Origin of the sequence: Dyadobacter sp. Leaf189 (assembly GCF_001424405.1) — a bacterium.
Taxonomy (GTDB): Bacteria; Bacteroidota; Bacteroidia; order Cytophagales; family Spirosomataceae; genus Dyadobacter.
This window is the reverse complement of sequence record NZ_LMPS01000004.1, coordinates 256,545-272,184: the sequence shown is the minus strand read 5'-3', so window position 1 is coordinate 272,184 and position 15,640 is coordinate 256,545. Positions and strand designations below refer to the sequence as shown.

Genomic DNA, 15,640 nt, shown 5'->3' with positions numbered 1-15,640 from the left:
CCTAACTACCGCCTTCCAGCTGAAAAGAATCACGACTCCTCCGATTCCGAAGACTTATTTTTCTCGGCCAGTCTGCGCTTCACAATGTCTGCGGGGTATTTCAATGCCAACTCCCTGATCTCGTACGTAAATTCCTTGAAAGTCTCTTCCCAAACCGCTGCCTCGCCGGGTTCGTACTCGTAAAATCCATGTGAGTTGAGGATACCTTTGCCGCCTTCACGCACTACTTTATCAATAAGCTCAGGCACTTCGGTACTGTTATTCAGCGTTGGCAACAGGTTTTTCATTACGGTATGATAGGCAGGCACGCCGGTAAGGTCCATCCAGCGGAAAATTCCCACCATTGTCATGAAGTAGCCCGCATTGTTCCGGCACGAGCGGTCCACATCTTCTATCGTCGCATACCCGTTCTCGACCAGGCTGATCGCCTCCCGGTACATCGCGTACATCAGTCTGTTAGTTATAAAGCCGGCGATATCTTTCCGCACCAGAATAGGTTCTTTGCCCCATTCATGCGAAAGTTCATACAAGTATTCGCCGTATTTAATGTCTGACTGATCGCCGCAGATGATTTCCAGAAAACGTGTGGTATGTGCCGGCTCTGTCCAGTGCAAGCCCAGAAACCGCTCGGGGTGCTGGGTGAGTTTTTGTAACTCGCTGATCGGAATGGCAGACGTGTTGCTGGATAATATCGCATCGGGTTTGATCACCGCCTCAATCTTTTGGTAAACCGATCCTTTGACGTCAATATTTTCAATCGTGCACTCATTCACGAGTTTGCAAGGGTGCAGCACACTGTAATCTTCCGTGATAATCAGCCTTCTGAGGTAATATTCAGGCTCATTCTCGATCAGCCCATTCTCCCAGGAATTCTGTAAATGTTCCCTGATCCTTCTTTCGGCATGATCCATATCTGCACTCAGCGGTGCTACCGCGGCGACCTGATGTCCCGCGATCAGCAAGCAGGTTACAATGCTGCAACCCATTAAACCCAGTCCGACAATGCCGACGGGTATTTCATTCGTGTTCATAAACAGCAGAGTTTAGGTACTTTAATGTCTGTTTTTAAAACTGCTATATACGAAAAAAGCCCCGGAATCATTGATCCCGGGGCTCTTACCTGTTTCAAAAAACTATCTTGACCAGCTGTTCACTTCTGATTCAACTTCCTCTCTGGTCTTACCTAGTTTCTTCTGAAGTTTTCCAAGAAGTTCATCTTCTTTTCCATCTTCGTACAACAGGTCGTCGTCAGTCAAATCTGCATATTGCTGCTTGAATTTTCCTTTAATCTCGTTCCAGTTTCCTTTTACTTGTTGTGTGAATGCACTCATGACTTTGGTTATTTAGTTTGAAAAATACTTATTAACGTCAGTTGAAAAAGCAGGTTCAAGAACTGTACCAAACATCCTGAGACTTGTCAGGGCACATTTTCAAAGTTTGTTTTGAGAAAGAAATTCCCGCAACTGTCCAATTTTTTCTAAGATCAGGAATGAATTAGCTTGTCAAGACGCACGATACCCTGGACCATCGAGCGCACTGAATGGTAGTTTACCTTCCACGAATGGCTCATGTGTTTCCAGATCGGCTCGCCCTGTCGCGTAAGTAACGGCAGCCACTCGCCAACTTCCGAATGGATCATGTGGTCAAAAACAAAACGATGGGTTGCGTCGTAGGCTTTCAGGTATTTTTCGTCGCCATAGACACGGTATGCATCCAGCATTCCGATAATGACTTCTGCCTGCTGCCAAAATTCTTTTTCCCGATCGTAAACCTCGCCAGCGTGCGAGCCTTCCACATACACTCCGCCAAATTCCCAGTCGATACCATGCTCTACCGCGTGATCGAAGGACGCCAGTAGTTGTTCCCGGTAATCATCGTAAGAAATGCCGGCAATATCCAGCGCATGCATCAGCAGCCACGCAAACTCTACATTATGTCCGTAGCTTGTATTATCTTCCGCGGAGCTCTTCATACCATCTTCACTAAACCGGTCCCAACCCCAGATAATGTCGAATTTGATCTGCGGGGCCACCGTCCAATCTGCCCAGAATTGCGGAATACCCGTTTTATAAACCGGGTGCATGATCTTGTTGATCAGCAATTGTATAATTTCCAACAGCTTGCGTTTGTGTACCTGCTGCTGGCTTGCTTCATATAAAGTTGTAAACGCTTCCATTAAATGCATGTGCGCATCGAGCGTCTTGCGGTCGCCGCCTGCCGGGCCCGGACCTTTCAGATCCCAGTTGCGGTGGAACATTTCGAAGTATCCGCCATAGTAAGTATCCGCACCATGTTTTTGAAGCAGGTCAAATACCTTCTCAGCATATTCCAGTCCGCGCGGGTCACCGGTTGCAAGCGTGTACTCGGCAAGACTGTACATGGCGAAACTATGACCATAAATGATCTTTTCGTCGATCTTTACATTGCCTTTACGGTCCATTAACCAGTAAAAACCGCCATGTTCCTTGTCCCACATTTTATCAATCAGGAAATCGACGCCGTGCCTGGCTATTTCGACGTATCTTCCCTCACCGTAGCCGGCCCGGTGTGCAGACGAGAATGTGAAAACGGTCCGAGTTTGCGCGATTAATGATTTTTCATCTTCACCTGAGTCATTTCCTGCATTGTCGAAGTGTGTGATAAAACCGCCATTTTCTTTGTCAACACACCTGTTTTCCCAAAATGGCAAAAGTTCGTTCATTAAGTGGTTGTGGATTTCGGCTCGGTAGCTTTTTAATTGTTCAATGTTCATCGGGTATAAAAAGGTAAGTTTTTTGATTTAACTGCTGTTTTGTTCAAATGGGCTATCTGCCGGAATTTATTGTATTAAAACAACCCATTACCCCGCGCAGGCCAGATCTACTAGGTAAGTCAGACCGATAAAATAACTACTGAGGTGCATTCGACGGAGAGGTAAGCAGCAATTGATTTGCAAATGCTGGTACATACTTTTTAATTCGCAGAACATTCTTTTGATATACTTCCTATGAGCAACTCCGAAATCGTCGAGATCCTTGAACTTACTGCCAAATTGCTCGAACTGCACGGTGCAGATCCGTTCAAAATCAAAGGCTATTCGGTAGCTGCATTTTACCTTGACAAATACAAGGAAGGTGAGCTGCGGAACATGAGCGAGGCTGAACTCACCAAATTACAGGGCGTCGGAAAAAGTACTGCGGCTAAAATCGCGCAGATTGCCCGCACAGGCACATTCCCCGAGCTGGAAGAACTCATCAGCAACACGCCGCTGGGGGTAATGGAGATGTTCAATATCAAGGGAATTGGTCCTAAAAAAATCGCAGTACTCTGGAAAGAGCTCGGCATTGATAACCTGCACGAACTGGAACTTGCGTGCCTCAATGGGGCTGTTGCGAAGCTGAAAGGTTTTGGGGGTAGTATCCAGCAAAAGATACTCGACTCGCTCGCTTTCCTGAAAGATCAGGCCGGGAAGCTTAGAATGGATAAGGCGGAAGCGGTGGCCAATGCGATCATTGCCGAGTTAAGGAAAACGTTTGAGCCGGTAGAAGCAGCCGGGGATATTCGCCGCAAGTCCGAGATTGTAGATACGATCCGCATTTTGGCAGTGACCGATTCGCCGGCTTTGTTACATAATACAATTGGCGAAATTGACTGGCTCGTGCAAAATGAAAAGCAATCTTCTCCATTCGTCTGGCGGGGTAATGTGCAGGATGTGGCGGTGGCAGTTGAAATCGTAGCCGTAAAACCTGAACGCGCAATTAACGAGCTGTTTCTCGAAACAGCTGATGCAGAACATCTGGGCTTTCAAAATGCTTCCGGTACTTCCATCTGGCGGCAGGCTTATTACGAAAGTGCGGATTCCGAAGCAGCCATTTACGAGAAAGCAGGCTTTCCTTATATAGTACCCGAAATGCGCGAAGGAGCCGAGGAATTCATCTGGGCCGAAAAGCACAAGACCGAAGAGCTGGTAACATGGGACGATCTTCGCGGTATCCTTCATAACCACAGTACTTTCTCTGACGGTCAGCATACTTTGGAGCAAATGGCGGTGCACTGTCGTGACCTGGGGTTTGAGTACCTCGGCATTGCCGATCACTCGCAAACGGCGGTTTATGCTCAGGGACTTAGCATTGAACAGGTAATCAGCCAGCACCAGGAAATCGAAAAACTGAATGCTCGCTTTGCTGCTGAAAATCCAGCCAAACCATTCAAAATACTAAAAGGCATTGAATCCGATATCCTCGGCGACGGTTCTCTCGATTACCCGACGGATATACTTGCATCCTTTGATTACATTGTTGCCTCTGTGCACAGTAACCTGACGATGTCACAGGAGAAGGCGACGACGCGGCTGCTGAAAGCCATTGAAAATCCATATACCACGATACTCGGTCACCCAACAGGCCGACTGCTGCTGTCACGAGAAGGTTATCCCATTGACCACAAAGTAATTATAGATGCCTGCGCCGCAAACCAGGTGGTGATAGAGATCAATGCATCGCCCTGGCGGCTGGACATCGACTGGCGCTGGATTTCCTATTGCATGGAAAAGGGAGTGTTACTTAGCATCAATCCCGACGCCCACGCCATGGAAGGCTACCAGGATATGCACTACGGAGTAGCCAACGCCAGAAAAGGCGGGTTAACAAAGGATATGACGTTTAATGCATTTGACCTGGGGAAAATGGAGGAGTATCTGAGGAAGAGAAGAGAAGGAGTGAGGGCGTAAATTTTGAACTTCAAACCTCAGACTTCAAACCTCAGACCTCAAACTCTAAACTCATAAACTCTAAACTCCTAATACACCTTCAAAACATGTTCCTGCTGGTAAATTTCGGCTGGGAGGTGGTTGATGATTCCTTGCTTTAATGCATCTATCAGCCTTGTTTTCATTTGTTCACGGTTGACGATCAGGCCGACTTCGCGTGCTGGTTCGGGGAAGCGGAAGTGGCGAATGTGTTTTTTGCGTTCTTCGGAAAGCTCCATCACTGTCATTTCAGGCAAAATCGTGATCCCGCCATTTCGTTCGACCATTCTGATCAAGGTTTCCATACTGCCGGAGCGATAGCTGAAACTGCTGCCAAACTGACTGTTCCGGCTTAGTTCACACAGGCGCTGGATCTGCGTCCTGAAACAATGTCCCTCTTCCAGCAGCCAGAGTTCATTGGGTTCTATATCCGTAGGTAAAATGTACTGCTTGTTGTACAGGTCGGTGTTTTCAGAAACAAATGCGAAAAAGCGCTCCTTATATAGAGGCAGCTCCTGCAAGCTGCTTTCTTCCGACAGCGAAGCGATGATACCTACATCCAGATTGCCCATTTTCAGTTCGGAGATAATCTTCTCCGTGATCATTTCCGAAACGTGCAGTTTGATGTCGGGATATTCAGCAATAAATGGATTGACAAAATGCGGAAGCAGGTAAGGTGCAATGGTCGGGATCACACCTACACGCAACTCCCCGGAAAGATCGCCGTTGAAATGCTTGGCAATTTCATTCATTCGCGAAGTTTCACGCAGAATGGTCTTCGCCTGATCAATAATCTCGCGGCCGATTCCGGTGGGTACAATGGGCTGTTTGGTACGATCGAAAATCTTCACTGAAAGTTCTTCTTCCAGCTTTCTGATCATCATCGACAAAGTGGGCTGCGTTACATTACAATGTTCTGCCGCCTGCACAAAATGCCGGTAATTGTCAACCGCAACGATATATTCCAGCTGTTGAATGTTCATAAGTTCTAAATCCCAATCTATCCTGCGAAGATAAAAAATAGATTTTGCTTATATGAAACCCACTCTCATCAACATTGTTGATCTGTTTGTGAGTAGTATTAAAGCTTTATTAAATTTTCATATATCGCGATTTCCGGCGCGATTTTCTCGCTTACTCTTCTAAATTCGCTTTTCGAAACTATCGCTCACTTTAAATTTCAAACTATGAAAAATCTCAAAGTGCTCATGATGCTTGCCTTTCTGGCACTAACCGCTCCAGTAATTGCACAAACGACCGTTCAGGACAAAGACAAAACGGCTGTTAAAACCAAAAAAGATGGGACACCAGACAAAAGGTATGCGGAGAATAAAAAATTAAAAAAGGACGGAACGCCTGATAAACGCTATAAATCAAACAAAGCAGATTCAACAAAGGCAAAGAAGAACTAGGTAACATATTCTTTCCTGAAAATTAGGGTAAGCGCCCGGCTGGTTGTCATTCCAATGAACAACCCAAGTCGGGCGCTTTTCTATTATAAAATCAATCAATGCGATGGATGCAGCCATAGCCGATCATGCAACAATTCTGAGCAGGGACCGGGAGTCGGAATTTGAGCGGATTTTCAAAAAACACTTTAAAGGACTTCATGCTTATGCCTGCACGATACTCCGGGATGATTTCATGGCAGAAGAAATGGTACAGAATGTCTTTTGCCGGCTTTGGGAAAAGGCGGAGCAGCTTGAAATCCGCGAATCGCTCAGCGGCTATCTGTATCGTTCCGTCTACCACGAAAGTCTGAACTATATCAAGCACTTGAAGGTGCGTGACGCTTATCAAAGCTACGCGATCCACCAAATGGACCATACCGACAATGCATCTCACGGTATTGAACTTGCAGAACTGGAACGCAGACTGGATACTGCATTAAAGGAGCTACCCGAAAAATGCAGGACGATTTTCCAGATGTCCCGCTTTGAAGAACTCAAATACCAAGAAATAGCCGAGCGGCTGGACCTGCCCGTTAAAACCGTGGAAAATCAAATGGGCAAAGCATTGCGGCTTTTAAGACTAAAACTGGTCGATTTTCTGCCAGCATCATTCCTTATATTTTTTCTTAGTTAACCCATCATGAAACAAGAATTAGACCGGCCCATAGATGATCTGCTCGTCAAGTCGCTGCTTGATGAAGCCACGGTCGCCGAACAAATGGAAATCAATCAATGGTTATCCGACAGCGATGATAACCTGCGTTATTTTGAGCATTTTGAACTGATCTGGAACCAGAGTAAACAACTGGAGTTAGTGAGCAGGGTAGATGAAAATGCTGCCTGGGCAAGGTTCAAAGACCGCGTGAACAAGGAGCAGCAGGAGTATGCTACTGTTGTGCCTTTGCATTCAAAGCGTGGCTTTTCACTGTTCAGGATTGCAGCGAGTATCCTATTCGCGGCTTGTGCTGGCTGGCTTACTTATCTGTTGGTTGAAAACCAGCATCAAAGCCGGCAAATCACGATAACTTCGGGTGAACAAACCCTGACGGATACTTTACCAGATGGCTCTGTGGTGACTTTAAACCGCAAATCTTCTATCACTTATCCAAAAGAATTCAATGGCGGAACAAGACAGGTAGCATTGTCGGGAGAGGCATTTTTTGATGTACAGCCAGACAAAAGCAAGCCTTTCATTATCTCCGTCAATAATGTGAAAGTGCGGGTAGTAGGGACTTCATTCAATGTAAAAGACAATGCGAAGCAAACCGAAGTAATCGTGGAAACCGGACTGGTGGAAGTGGCGCAGCATGCGAAGAAGATCAGGGTGAAGCCCAGGGAAAAAGCGACTGCATCTCACGATACGAAGGATTTGGTGAAGCAACAATCCGGCGATGAGTTTTACAAATACTACCGTACCAACAAGCTCGTCTGCAACGATACGCCGCTCTGGCGCCTGGTTGAAATCCTGAATGAGGCTTATGATGCTGATATTGTAATTGAAAACGAGAAAATCCGAAATCTGGCTATCAATACCACCTTTGAGCAGAAATCACTGGAAGATATCATTGCTGTAATCAGCGAAACTTTCAGGATCGACGCGCAAACTAAGGAAAAGCAGATCATTTTGAAATAGCCCTTATCTTTCGGAATGATTTTGACTTCTAGCTTCATTCGTGCTTTACGGCTGGCCATCGTCCTTATTGTAGTTCCTCTTACAAGCTTTGCCCAGCAATTACTTAACAAACCGGTTGCCATTTCTGTGAAAGGGCAACCGGTTTCCGAGGTTTTAAAGATGATTGGTGTCCAGGGTAATTTTTACTTTTCATACAACAGCAATATCATTTCCGGCGACAGTCTGGTAAGTCTGAATGTAACCCGGAAATCCGTGAGCGACGTTCTTTTTCAGCTTTTTGGAGACAAGTATCAGTACAAGGAAAAGGGAGATTACCTGATCATACTTCCAGCGGCAAGGGATAGAACGATGGTTTTGACGGGCTACATTGTTGACCAGGAAACCAATGCACCAGTGGATTATGCGAGTGTTTACTCGCGGCAACTGCTGATTTCTACCATGTCGGAAGATGATGGACACTTTCGTTTGAAGGTCAGAGAACGTGCGTTTCCGGTGCATGTGGTAGTGAGCAAGGTAGGTTATGCGGACACTACGATCGTGTTTGACAATCCTGGAAAGACAGAAATGCGGGTATTGATTAATCAAAAAGCCGTGGAGCTGGATCCGTTGATCGTGCGTTACTCAGAAGGAGAATCAACCTGGCTGGGAAGGTTGTTCCTCTCGGCTAAAACACGTATGCAGAGCCGAAATATCAGCCGGTTTTTCGTCGCACTTCCTTATCAGGCTTCCCTGACGCCGGGTTTGGGAACACACGGAAGGATGAGTCCGCAGGTTGTTAATAAGTTTTCGCTCAACATTTTAGGTGGATATACTGCCGGTGTGAATGGCGCGGAGATTGCGGGCGGTTTCAATATCTCGCGGCAGGATGTGCGATATGTGCAGATCGCGGGCGTGTTCAATGTGGTATCGGGCAAAGTAGACGGTGTGCAGGTGGCAGGTTTTCACAACCAGATTATCGACTCACTCAGCGGCGTTCAGGTATCAGGGTTTAGCGGGATTGTTAAAAAGCAAATAGCAGGTGTTCAGGTCAGCGGTTTCCTCAGCCGCGGCGGTGAAGGCATGAGCGGCGCGCAGGTAGCGGGCGCACTTAACCTCCTTAAAGGACAGGGCAGCGGTGCACAAATTTCCGGCGCTTACAACCAGGCATCGGAAAACTTTAATGGCGTGCAGATAACCGGAGCTGCCAATCTTGCAAAAAAAACAATGGTCGGAATGCAAATCACCGGAGGTTTGAACATCGCCCGTGAGGAACTGCGCGGCATGCAGCTGGGTACGTTCAACTATGCCAAAAACCTGAAAGGATTTCAGCTGGGTATAATCAATGTGGCGGATAGTTCGTCCGGTGCAAGTTTCGGGCTGATCAACATCATCCGGAAAAGCACATCCAATATTTCGGTTTTTGCAATGGAGACGACGCCATTCAACGTTGCCTGGAAAATGGGGACGCACCGGTTTTACAGTATTCTCACTGCCGGAACGGATGCCGGTGCCGAAAAAAGGACGTACCAGTTTGGCGCCGGCTTTGGAAAAGAGTTCTTTCCATTTAGAAAAGTGGGCTTTTTTACCGAGCTCATGAGTTTGAACATGTTCCAGGGTGACTGGGAGAATACGCCTGTGATGCACCGTTTGCAGGTCGCTGCTACCTGGAAGCCCTCCAAGCGGATAGTTATCTTCGCCGGTCCGGCTTATTCATTTTATTACAACGATTTAAGAGAGAGCAAACCCGGCTACAAATCCTTTCCACCTTCCGGGTATCCTTCTACCAAAATAAGCAACAAAGTCACATCCTGGCTAGGCTGGCAGGGCGGCATCAGCTGGCGTTATGGGCGGTTATAAAAGGATTAACTGCAATCTTCTATTTTCCTGAAAATATTTGGAGTGAGTTCTTTTGAAGTGAATCTTATATCCAACATTTCTGAACCGCTCAATGATTCGCCATGAAGTTGCTTCGCTAAAATGTCCTTCATAAGCGAAATCTGCGCCGGCCGAAATAGCTTCTTCTACAAGTTTGTCAAAAGTCCGCGCCAACTCTTCTCCTGCCTTCTCTTTGGCATATTTAGAAACTTTAAATGCCCTGTAAAACTGATCGACGAATTGATAGAAGGTCTTATCGCCATCAAACACTTCGAGATCTACATGGTCAGGTAATAGGCTAGTGCTAAGGACAGATTTTCCGGCTCCGTTAGGACCGGTAATTACAAAAAGTTCAGGCATAAAGCACGCCCGGTATACCGTGTTTCTCTCTGATCTGAGCTGCTTCGGGTAATGTCAAGGTTCTTATTTCAATTGGGTAGCGTTCGTCTGCGCTGAGTTGCATCAGCTTCATTGAACCATTCGGATATTCGTGAATAAAGCCATTTTCAGCAAATTCAGCATCCCATATCATGAATACCGATCCCGATTCCAGAGTCTTCAATCTAAGCTCTTCGATCCCGAGGTTCAGCTTTGTTTCGTCTGTGTGTTTCATGAGTGGATAGTGATTTATCTGAAAGAACTTAGGTTGAATATATCTAACTGATGGCGTAAATAGAAAAAAAATCACTCAAATTTTTAGGGTTAGCCGCATTCGTGTTGTCAGTGTTGTACATACGGCGGCGAGAGAGCATTGAAGGCCTGCAATTGAATTGATCGCGACTGGCTGTATGTATTTGAATCATCTGTTTAAATACATTACTATGAAAACTCCATTCGCAATACTGTTCAAAATTTTGGTAACAGTAATTTCAGTTATTACTTTCTCAACAAACGCATTCGCGCAAAAAGACACTACTTCCCTCATTCACGCAGGGCTTATATATCCGATCAGTTCAAATGGGCAGCGTGCTGCCGAGTATACCAACCGCTTTTCATTGCATGCGATCGCTGGCTTGTCCAGGAATGAAACCGGTGCAGCAGTTGCCGGTGCAGCCAATGTGATCAAAAAAGAGGCGAAAGGGACCCAAATCGCAGGCGCAGCCAACCTCATCGGCGGCTCTGCACATGGAGCCCAGATCGCCGGGGCGGTTAATATCATCGGTCAGTCTGCGCAGGGAATGCAGATCGCGGGATTTTCCAATGTGATCAAAGAAAGGGCAGAAGGTGCGCAAATTGCCGGGTTTATGAACCTGACCGGCACCTCGAACTCCGTGCAGATCGCGGGTTTTACCAACATCGTTAAAGACAGTGCGCAGGGGGCGCAGGTAGCCGGCTTTCTCAACAAGGCTGGTAACACCAATGCACAAATCTCCGGTTTTATGAACATCGCGAAGAAAGTAAAAGGTATCCAGTTAGCCGGTTTGATCAACATCGCCGACAGCAGCGACTATCCCATTGCATTGTTCAACTTCATCAAAAACGGAGAGAAATCCATTACATTCACATTGGACGAATCCATGACGGGCATTGCGTCATTCCGGTCGGGAGGGAGGGTTTTATACGGAATCGCGGGAGTAGGGTATAACCTCAAAGACAATGACAAACCGCTGTATGCAGTAGAGGCGGGTTTAGGCGCTCATATCGGACTCGCACCGCAGTTCAGGATCAATGTGGAAGCGGTTAGCCAGTCACTTTCAGACTTCGACGGAGGCCACTTTTTTAAGAATTCGATACGTATTTTGCCCGCATACAAAGCAGGAAGCCGCTTTGAGATCTTTGCAGGTCCGACTGTTAACTACGCGACACACGAACGCGGCGAAGAATTCAGCTTTGTAAATAAATACCTCTGGAAGAATAAGAAGTCGGAGGATTTCCAGGGCGTATACATCGGATTTAATGTGGGTGTACAGTTTATTTTATAGTAAACCTTCTGGTCTTACTCCAAATTGTTGTAAAATTCAGCAGAAGGTAGCACTTGTCTACATTCTTGCAAATTGCAGCCGAAATAGTAATTTTCTCATAACCAGTTGTTTGTAGGTTTGGCCGGACGGGGGTATCATTATTTACCTTTTCCGGTCAAACCAATTTATTTACCAAAACAAAGGACTATGAGAAAATTAGCATTTTTGGGTGTGTTCCTGGTCGGCGGAATGTTTGCTGCGTGTACGGATGACGACGAAACAACAGACCCAACTCCCGTATTGCCTGAGCTGAAAGTAAGTACTACGCTTTCGGGTGCAAACGCAATACCAGCTAATCCATCAACAGCTACCGGTTCAGTAGATGGTGTGTTAGATCAGGAATCGAGGATCCTGAAACTGAATATTATGTACAGTGACTCGACTTCCGATTCAACAGCGACGGATTCTGTGTTTACACCAACCGCCTGGGCTATCTACAAGGCATCGGCAGATTCAACAGGTTCACTGGTGATTGATTTGGGAAAAGACATTAAATCTCCTTCCGCTTTCGTCGATACGTTGACAGAGGCGCAGGTTGCAGACTTGAAGGCTGGATTGTATTACGTGAACATACACACCGTGAAATATCCAACAGGAGAAATTCGCGGCCAGCTGAAAACAGAAGATTAATACTCAACGTTGCGGAAAAGAAACGCTGCAAGAAAAGAGCGGTATCTGTTAAGATCCGCTCTTTTTGCATTGATATGTTTTTTATTTAAAACAATCCTTTGGCCTTTTCAAGTGCATTGTCCAGTCCGGATGCGTCAGAACCGCCGGCAGTTGCGAAAAATGGCTGACCGCCACCTCCACCGCGAATTTCCTGCGCCAGCTCTTTCACAATCTTACCTGCATTCAGGCCGGTCTCCTGCACAATGTTCTCTGCGATGAAAACAGAAAGCTGAGGCTTACCCGCGATCTCGGCACCAAAAACAGCAATCAGATTTTCGACCTGGTCGCGGAGCTCGTATGAAAGTTGCTTTAACGAGTCAGCCGAGGGAACACTTACCTTTTCTACAATGAGGTTAAATGTCCGGTGCGTCTCCATGTTTTCAATGAGCGCAGCTTTAAGCGACTGGATTTTCTCATTTTCGAGATTCGTAATTTTCTTCTGCAATGCAGTACGCTCGTCAAGTAACCCTTCCACTGCTTTTACCAGGTCTGTCGGATTTTTGAGCAGGTCTTTAATTTTGTTCAAAACAGCTTCCTGAGCACGCATCAGTTCCAGTGCTTTTTCACCTGTAACCGCCTCCACACGGCGAACTCCTGCTGACACAGAACCTTCGGAAGTAAACTTGAACACGCCAATCTGACCGGTAGAAGGCACGTGTGTACCTCCGCACAGTTCAAAGGAGTAGGTTGGATCGAAGATAATCAGTCTTACAAAATCGCCATATTTTTCACCAAATGTAGCAGTAGCTCCTTCATTCAGCGCCTGCTGGATCGGTACATTGCGGCGTTCTTCCAATGCGATATTTTCGCGTATTTTTTCATTCACGCGGTCCTCTATTTTCGAGAGTTCCTCGTCTGTTACTTTGGTGAAATGTGAAAAGTCAAAACGCAGCACCTCATCATTCAGGAAAGATCCCTTCTGTCCCACATGAGAGCCAAGTACTTCCCGCATAGCCGACAGCATCAGGTGGGTTGCCGAGTGATTGGATTCAATTTTGGCGCGACGGTATTTGTCAATTCTTGCAGTTACAATACCTGCATCCTGCAAAACTTCATCCAGCTGCTTGTCACGTGAAATGTGAACGAAAAGATCATTTTCTTTCTTGGTATCAACGATATTGATCTTTCTTCCTCCATTTTCCTTGTCGCCTCCATTTACCAGAAGTACCCCTGTATCACCAACTTGTCCGCCCATTTCAGCGTAAAAAGGTGTGCGGTCGAGTACAATATGGTACTCTTCGCCGGTTTTAGTCTTTACTTTTCTGTATTTGACGATGTGACTGTGGGTTTCTTCAAAATCATAGCCCAGGAATTCAACACCATCTGCTTCTCTTACTTCAATCCAGTCAGTAGCTTCTTTGGCAGCATCCTGGCGTGATCGTTTTTTCTGTTCCGCCAATGCGTCCTGAAAGCCAGCCTCGTCGATCAGCAATCCTTTTTCTCTCGCGATCAATGCAGTAAGGTCAACCGGAAATCCGAACGTATCGCTGAGTTCAAAAACCTCATCGCCCGGAATCGTATTGATGCCTTTGCTTTTTAATGTAGCTGTGATCACATCAAGTCTTTTCAGTCCGGATTCAAGTGTACGCAGAAAGCTTCTTTCTTCTTCCAGAATTACCTTGGCTACAAATTCTTCCTGCGCTTTCAGTTCGGTGAAAACATCTTTGAACTGATCAGCGAGAACGGCAACGAGCTTGTAGAAAAATGGCTCCTGAAAGCCGAGGTAAGAATAACCGTAGCGAACTGCGCGGCGCAAAATCCTGCGGATTACATACCCGGCCTTTACATTGGAAGGCAGCTGCCCGTCGGTAATCGCAAATGCGACTGCGCGGATGTGATCTGAAATCACGCGCATTGCTATGTCCGCAAAAGGCTCCTCGCCCGATCCGTACCTTTTACCCGAGAGCGTTTCCAGCACCTGGATGGTGTTCTGGAAAACATCCGTATCGTAATTGGAAGTTTTTTGCTGGATCGCCATACAAAGCCGCTCAAAGCCCATTCCGGTGTCGACGTGCGTAGCAGGAAGCGGGATCAGTGAACCATCTGCCTTGCGCTCAAACTGCATAAAAACCAGGTTCCAGATTTCAACCACCTGAGGATGGTCGTTATTCACCAGCAACTTGCCCGAAACCTCTGCTACTTCTGCCGCACTTCTTAAATCAACGTGGATTTCGGAACACGGACCACAAGGGCCAGTATCGCCCATTTCCCAAAAATTATCTTTTTTGTTGCCAAGAATAATGCGGTCTTCTCCAACAATGCCCTTCCACAAGTCCCAGGCTTCCTGGTCAAAAGGCACACCGTCGCTGGCATCGCCTTCAAAAACGGAGACATACAATCTGTCCTTTGGCAATTTGTAAACCTCCGTCAAAAGCTCCCAAGCCCAGGCGATCGCTTCTTTTTTGAAATAATCACCAAACGACCAGTTACCGAGCATTTCGAACATGGTATGGTGATAAGTATCAAATCCGACGTCCTCTAAATCATTGTGTTTACCAGATACGCGCAGACATTTCTGCGTGTCGGCAATTCTTCTTGAAGGCGGTGTTCCGTTTCCTAAAAAAAAGTCTTTAAACTGCGCCATTCCCGAGTTGTTGAACATCAGCGTGGGATCGTTTTTGGCTACCAGGGGAGCCGAAGGCACGATGAGGTGTTGCTTACTGCGGAAAAAATCGAGAAAAGCCTGACGTATTTGATGCGAGGTCATTGTGTATTTGTTGTACTAAGTCTCCTGAAATGAGCCGCAAAGGTAAATAAAATTACGGATTGCTCTCGTCGCTTTCACGATATGGTCATTGATTGTGCCAGGGCTCACACCCAACTCTCCAGCGACGTCGCGGTGACTTTTTCCTTCTATTTTACACAGCCAGAAAATACGGCGCCGCCTCGGAGGAAGCTGCTTAATGGCGAGTTTAAGTAGCAGCTCCTGTTTTTCTTGGCGCGGTGATTGTTCAACTTCTACCTGGAACGGTTGATATTCAGTACTTAGCTGTTCTCTGATGCGCTGCTCGCAAGCGGCACGCGCCTGCAAGGTCAGCGAAGTGTTCCGGCAGATCGTGAACAGGTACCTTTTTACATGTTTCACCTTCGCGAGGCTCTTTTTATTTTCCCACATCTTCAAAAAAACATCCTGCGCAATGTCCTGCGCCTGTTCCCTTGATTTGGTAAGCTTATGCGCATAGCCGCAGATCTTGTCGTGATAGGCTATGTAAAAGGTGGTAAAAGCAGAATCGCTGTCTGCTTTTACCAGCTCGAGCAGTGTTTCCTCACACAGGTCAGATTCTTGATGCAAGTCCATGGTAGTTTAGTGTGCCGGGTCAAATTAGGTACAAATCTGACTGGGTGA

General features: G+C 46.5%; 15 protein-coding genes. 7 read left to right on the top strand and 8 right to left on the bottom strand.

The window, feature by feature from the left end; translation table 11 throughout:
- Positions 1–29: 29 nt before the first annotated feature.
- From ASG33_RS10460 to ASG33_RS10450, 3 genes are all read right to left on the bottom strand, one after another.
- On the bottom strand, positions 30–1,031 hold the full coding sequence (locus ASG33_RS10460) for a 3-hydroxyacyl-CoA dehydrogenase family protein (RefSeq protein WP_056284095.1): 1,002 nt from the start codon (positions 1,029–1,031) through the stop codon (positions 30–32).
- A 102-nt stretch (positions 1,032–1,133) separates the two neighbouring features.
- Positions 1,134–1,331, bottom strand: a complete 198-nt coding sequence (locus ASG33_RS10455) for a CsbD family protein (protein WP_056284092.1) — start codon at positions 1,329–1,331, stop codon at positions 1,134–1,136.
- Between the two features lie 152 nt (positions 1,332–1,483).
- The gene (locus ASG33_RS10450; protein ID WP_056284090.1) at positions 1,484–2,752 is read right to left on the bottom strand and encodes an AGE family epimerase/isomerase; all 1,269 of its coding nucleotides are present in this window, start codon (positions 2,750–2,752) and stop codon (positions 1,484–1,486) included.
- A 234-nt stretch (positions 2,753–2,986) separates the two neighbouring features.
- On the opposite strand from ASG33_RS10450, the gene ASG33_RS10445 reads away from it, so the two are divergent.
- A complete protein-coding gene (locus tag ASG33_RS10445) occupies positions 2,987–4,708 on the top strand; it encodes a DNA polymerase/3'-5' exonuclease PolX (RefSeq protein WP_056284087.1) in 1,722 nt (573 codons plus the stop codon).
- 68 nt (positions 4,709–4,776) lie between these two features.
- On the opposite strand, the gene ASG33_RS10440 is transcribed toward ASG33_RS10445, so the two are convergent.
- The gene (locus ASG33_RS10440) at positions 4,777–5,709 is read right to left on the bottom strand and encodes a hydrogen peroxide-inducible genes activator (protein ID WP_056284085.1); all 933 of its coding nucleotides are present in this window, start codon (positions 5,707–5,709) and stop codon (positions 4,777–4,779) included.
- A 204-nt stretch (positions 5,710–5,913) separates the two neighbouring features.
- Here ASG33_RS10440 and ASG33_RS10435 point away from each other — a divergent pair, with 204 nt between their 5' ends.
- The 4 genes from ASG33_RS10435 (at position 5,914) to ASG33_RS10420 (ending at position 9,646) form a co-directional block, all read left to right on the top strand.
- A complete protein-coding gene (locus ASG33_RS10435) occupies positions 5,914–6,138 on the top strand; it encodes a hypothetical protein (protein ID WP_056284081.1) in 225 nt (74 codons plus the stop codon).
- Between the two features lie 103 nt (positions 6,139–6,241).
- Positions 6,242–6,811, top strand: a complete 570-nt coding sequence (locus ASG33_RS10430; protein WP_056284078.1) for an RNA polymerase sigma-70 factor — start codon at positions 6,242–6,244, stop codon at positions 6,809–6,811.
- 6 nt (positions 6,812–6,817) lie between these two features.
- On the top strand, positions 6,818–7,810 hold the full coding sequence (locus ASG33_RS10425; RefSeq protein WP_056284075.1) for a FecR family protein: 993 nt from the start codon (positions 6,818–6,820) through the stop codon (positions 7,808–7,810).
- Between the two features lie 15 nt (positions 7,811–7,825).
- Positions 7,826–9,646, top strand: a complete 1,821-nt coding sequence (locus ASG33_RS10420; protein ID WP_056284072.1) for an STN and carboxypeptidase regulatory-like domain-containing protein — start codon at positions 7,826–7,828, stop codon at positions 9,644–9,646.
- Here the strand turns inward: ASG33_RS10420 and ASG33_RS10415 are convergent.
- Together ASG33_RS10415 and ASG33_RS10410 are read right to left on the bottom strand one after the other, a co-directional pair.
- The gene (locus tag ASG33_RS10415; RefSeq protein WP_056284069.1) at positions 9,641–10,024 is read right to left on the bottom strand and encodes a zeta toxin family protein; all 384 of its coding nucleotides are present in this window, start codon (positions 10,022–10,024) and stop codon (positions 9,641–9,643) included. The two genes, ASG33_RS10420 and ASG33_RS10415, sit on opposite strands and share 6 nt — an antisense overlap.
- On the bottom strand, positions 10,017–10,277 hold the full coding sequence (locus tag ASG33_RS10410; protein ID WP_056284067.1) for a hypothetical protein: 261 nt from the start codon (positions 10,275–10,277) through the stop codon (positions 10,017–10,019). Before ASG33_RS10410 ends, ASG33_RS10415 begins: the two co-directional genes overlap by 8 nt.
- A 208-nt stretch (positions 10,278–10,485) precedes the next feature.
- Here ASG33_RS10410 and ASG33_RS10405 point away from each other — a divergent pair, with 208 nt between their 5' ends.
- Entirely contained in the window at positions 10,486–11,586 is a 1,101-nt protein-coding gene (locus tag ASG33_RS10405; protein WP_082489224.1) for a hypothetical protein, read from the top strand.
- A gap of 186 nt (positions 11,587–11,772) precedes the next feature.
- Positions 11,773–12,255, top strand: a complete 483-nt coding sequence (locus ASG33_RS10400) for a CHRD domain-containing protein (RefSeq protein ID WP_056284061.1) — start codon at positions 11,773–11,775, stop codon at positions 12,253–12,255.
- A gap of 85 nt (positions 12,256–12,340) precedes the next feature.
- Here the strand turns inward: ASG33_RS10400 and alaS are convergent, their stop codons facing one another.
- Both alaS and ASG33_RS10390 read right to left on the bottom strand, forming a co-directional pair.
- A complete protein-coding gene (gene alaS, locus ASG33_RS10395) occupies positions 12,341–15,001 on the bottom strand; it encodes an alanine--tRNA ligase (RefSeq protein ID WP_056284057.1) in 2,661 nt (886 codons plus the stop codon).
- Between the two features lie 15 nt (positions 15,002–15,016).
- Positions 15,017–15,592, bottom strand: coding sequence for an RNA polymerase sigma factor (locus ASG33_RS10390; RefSeq protein WP_056284054.1), 576 nt, complete (start codon positions 15,590–15,592; stop codon positions 15,017–15,019).
- Positions 15,593–15,640: the final 48 nt, after the last annotated feature.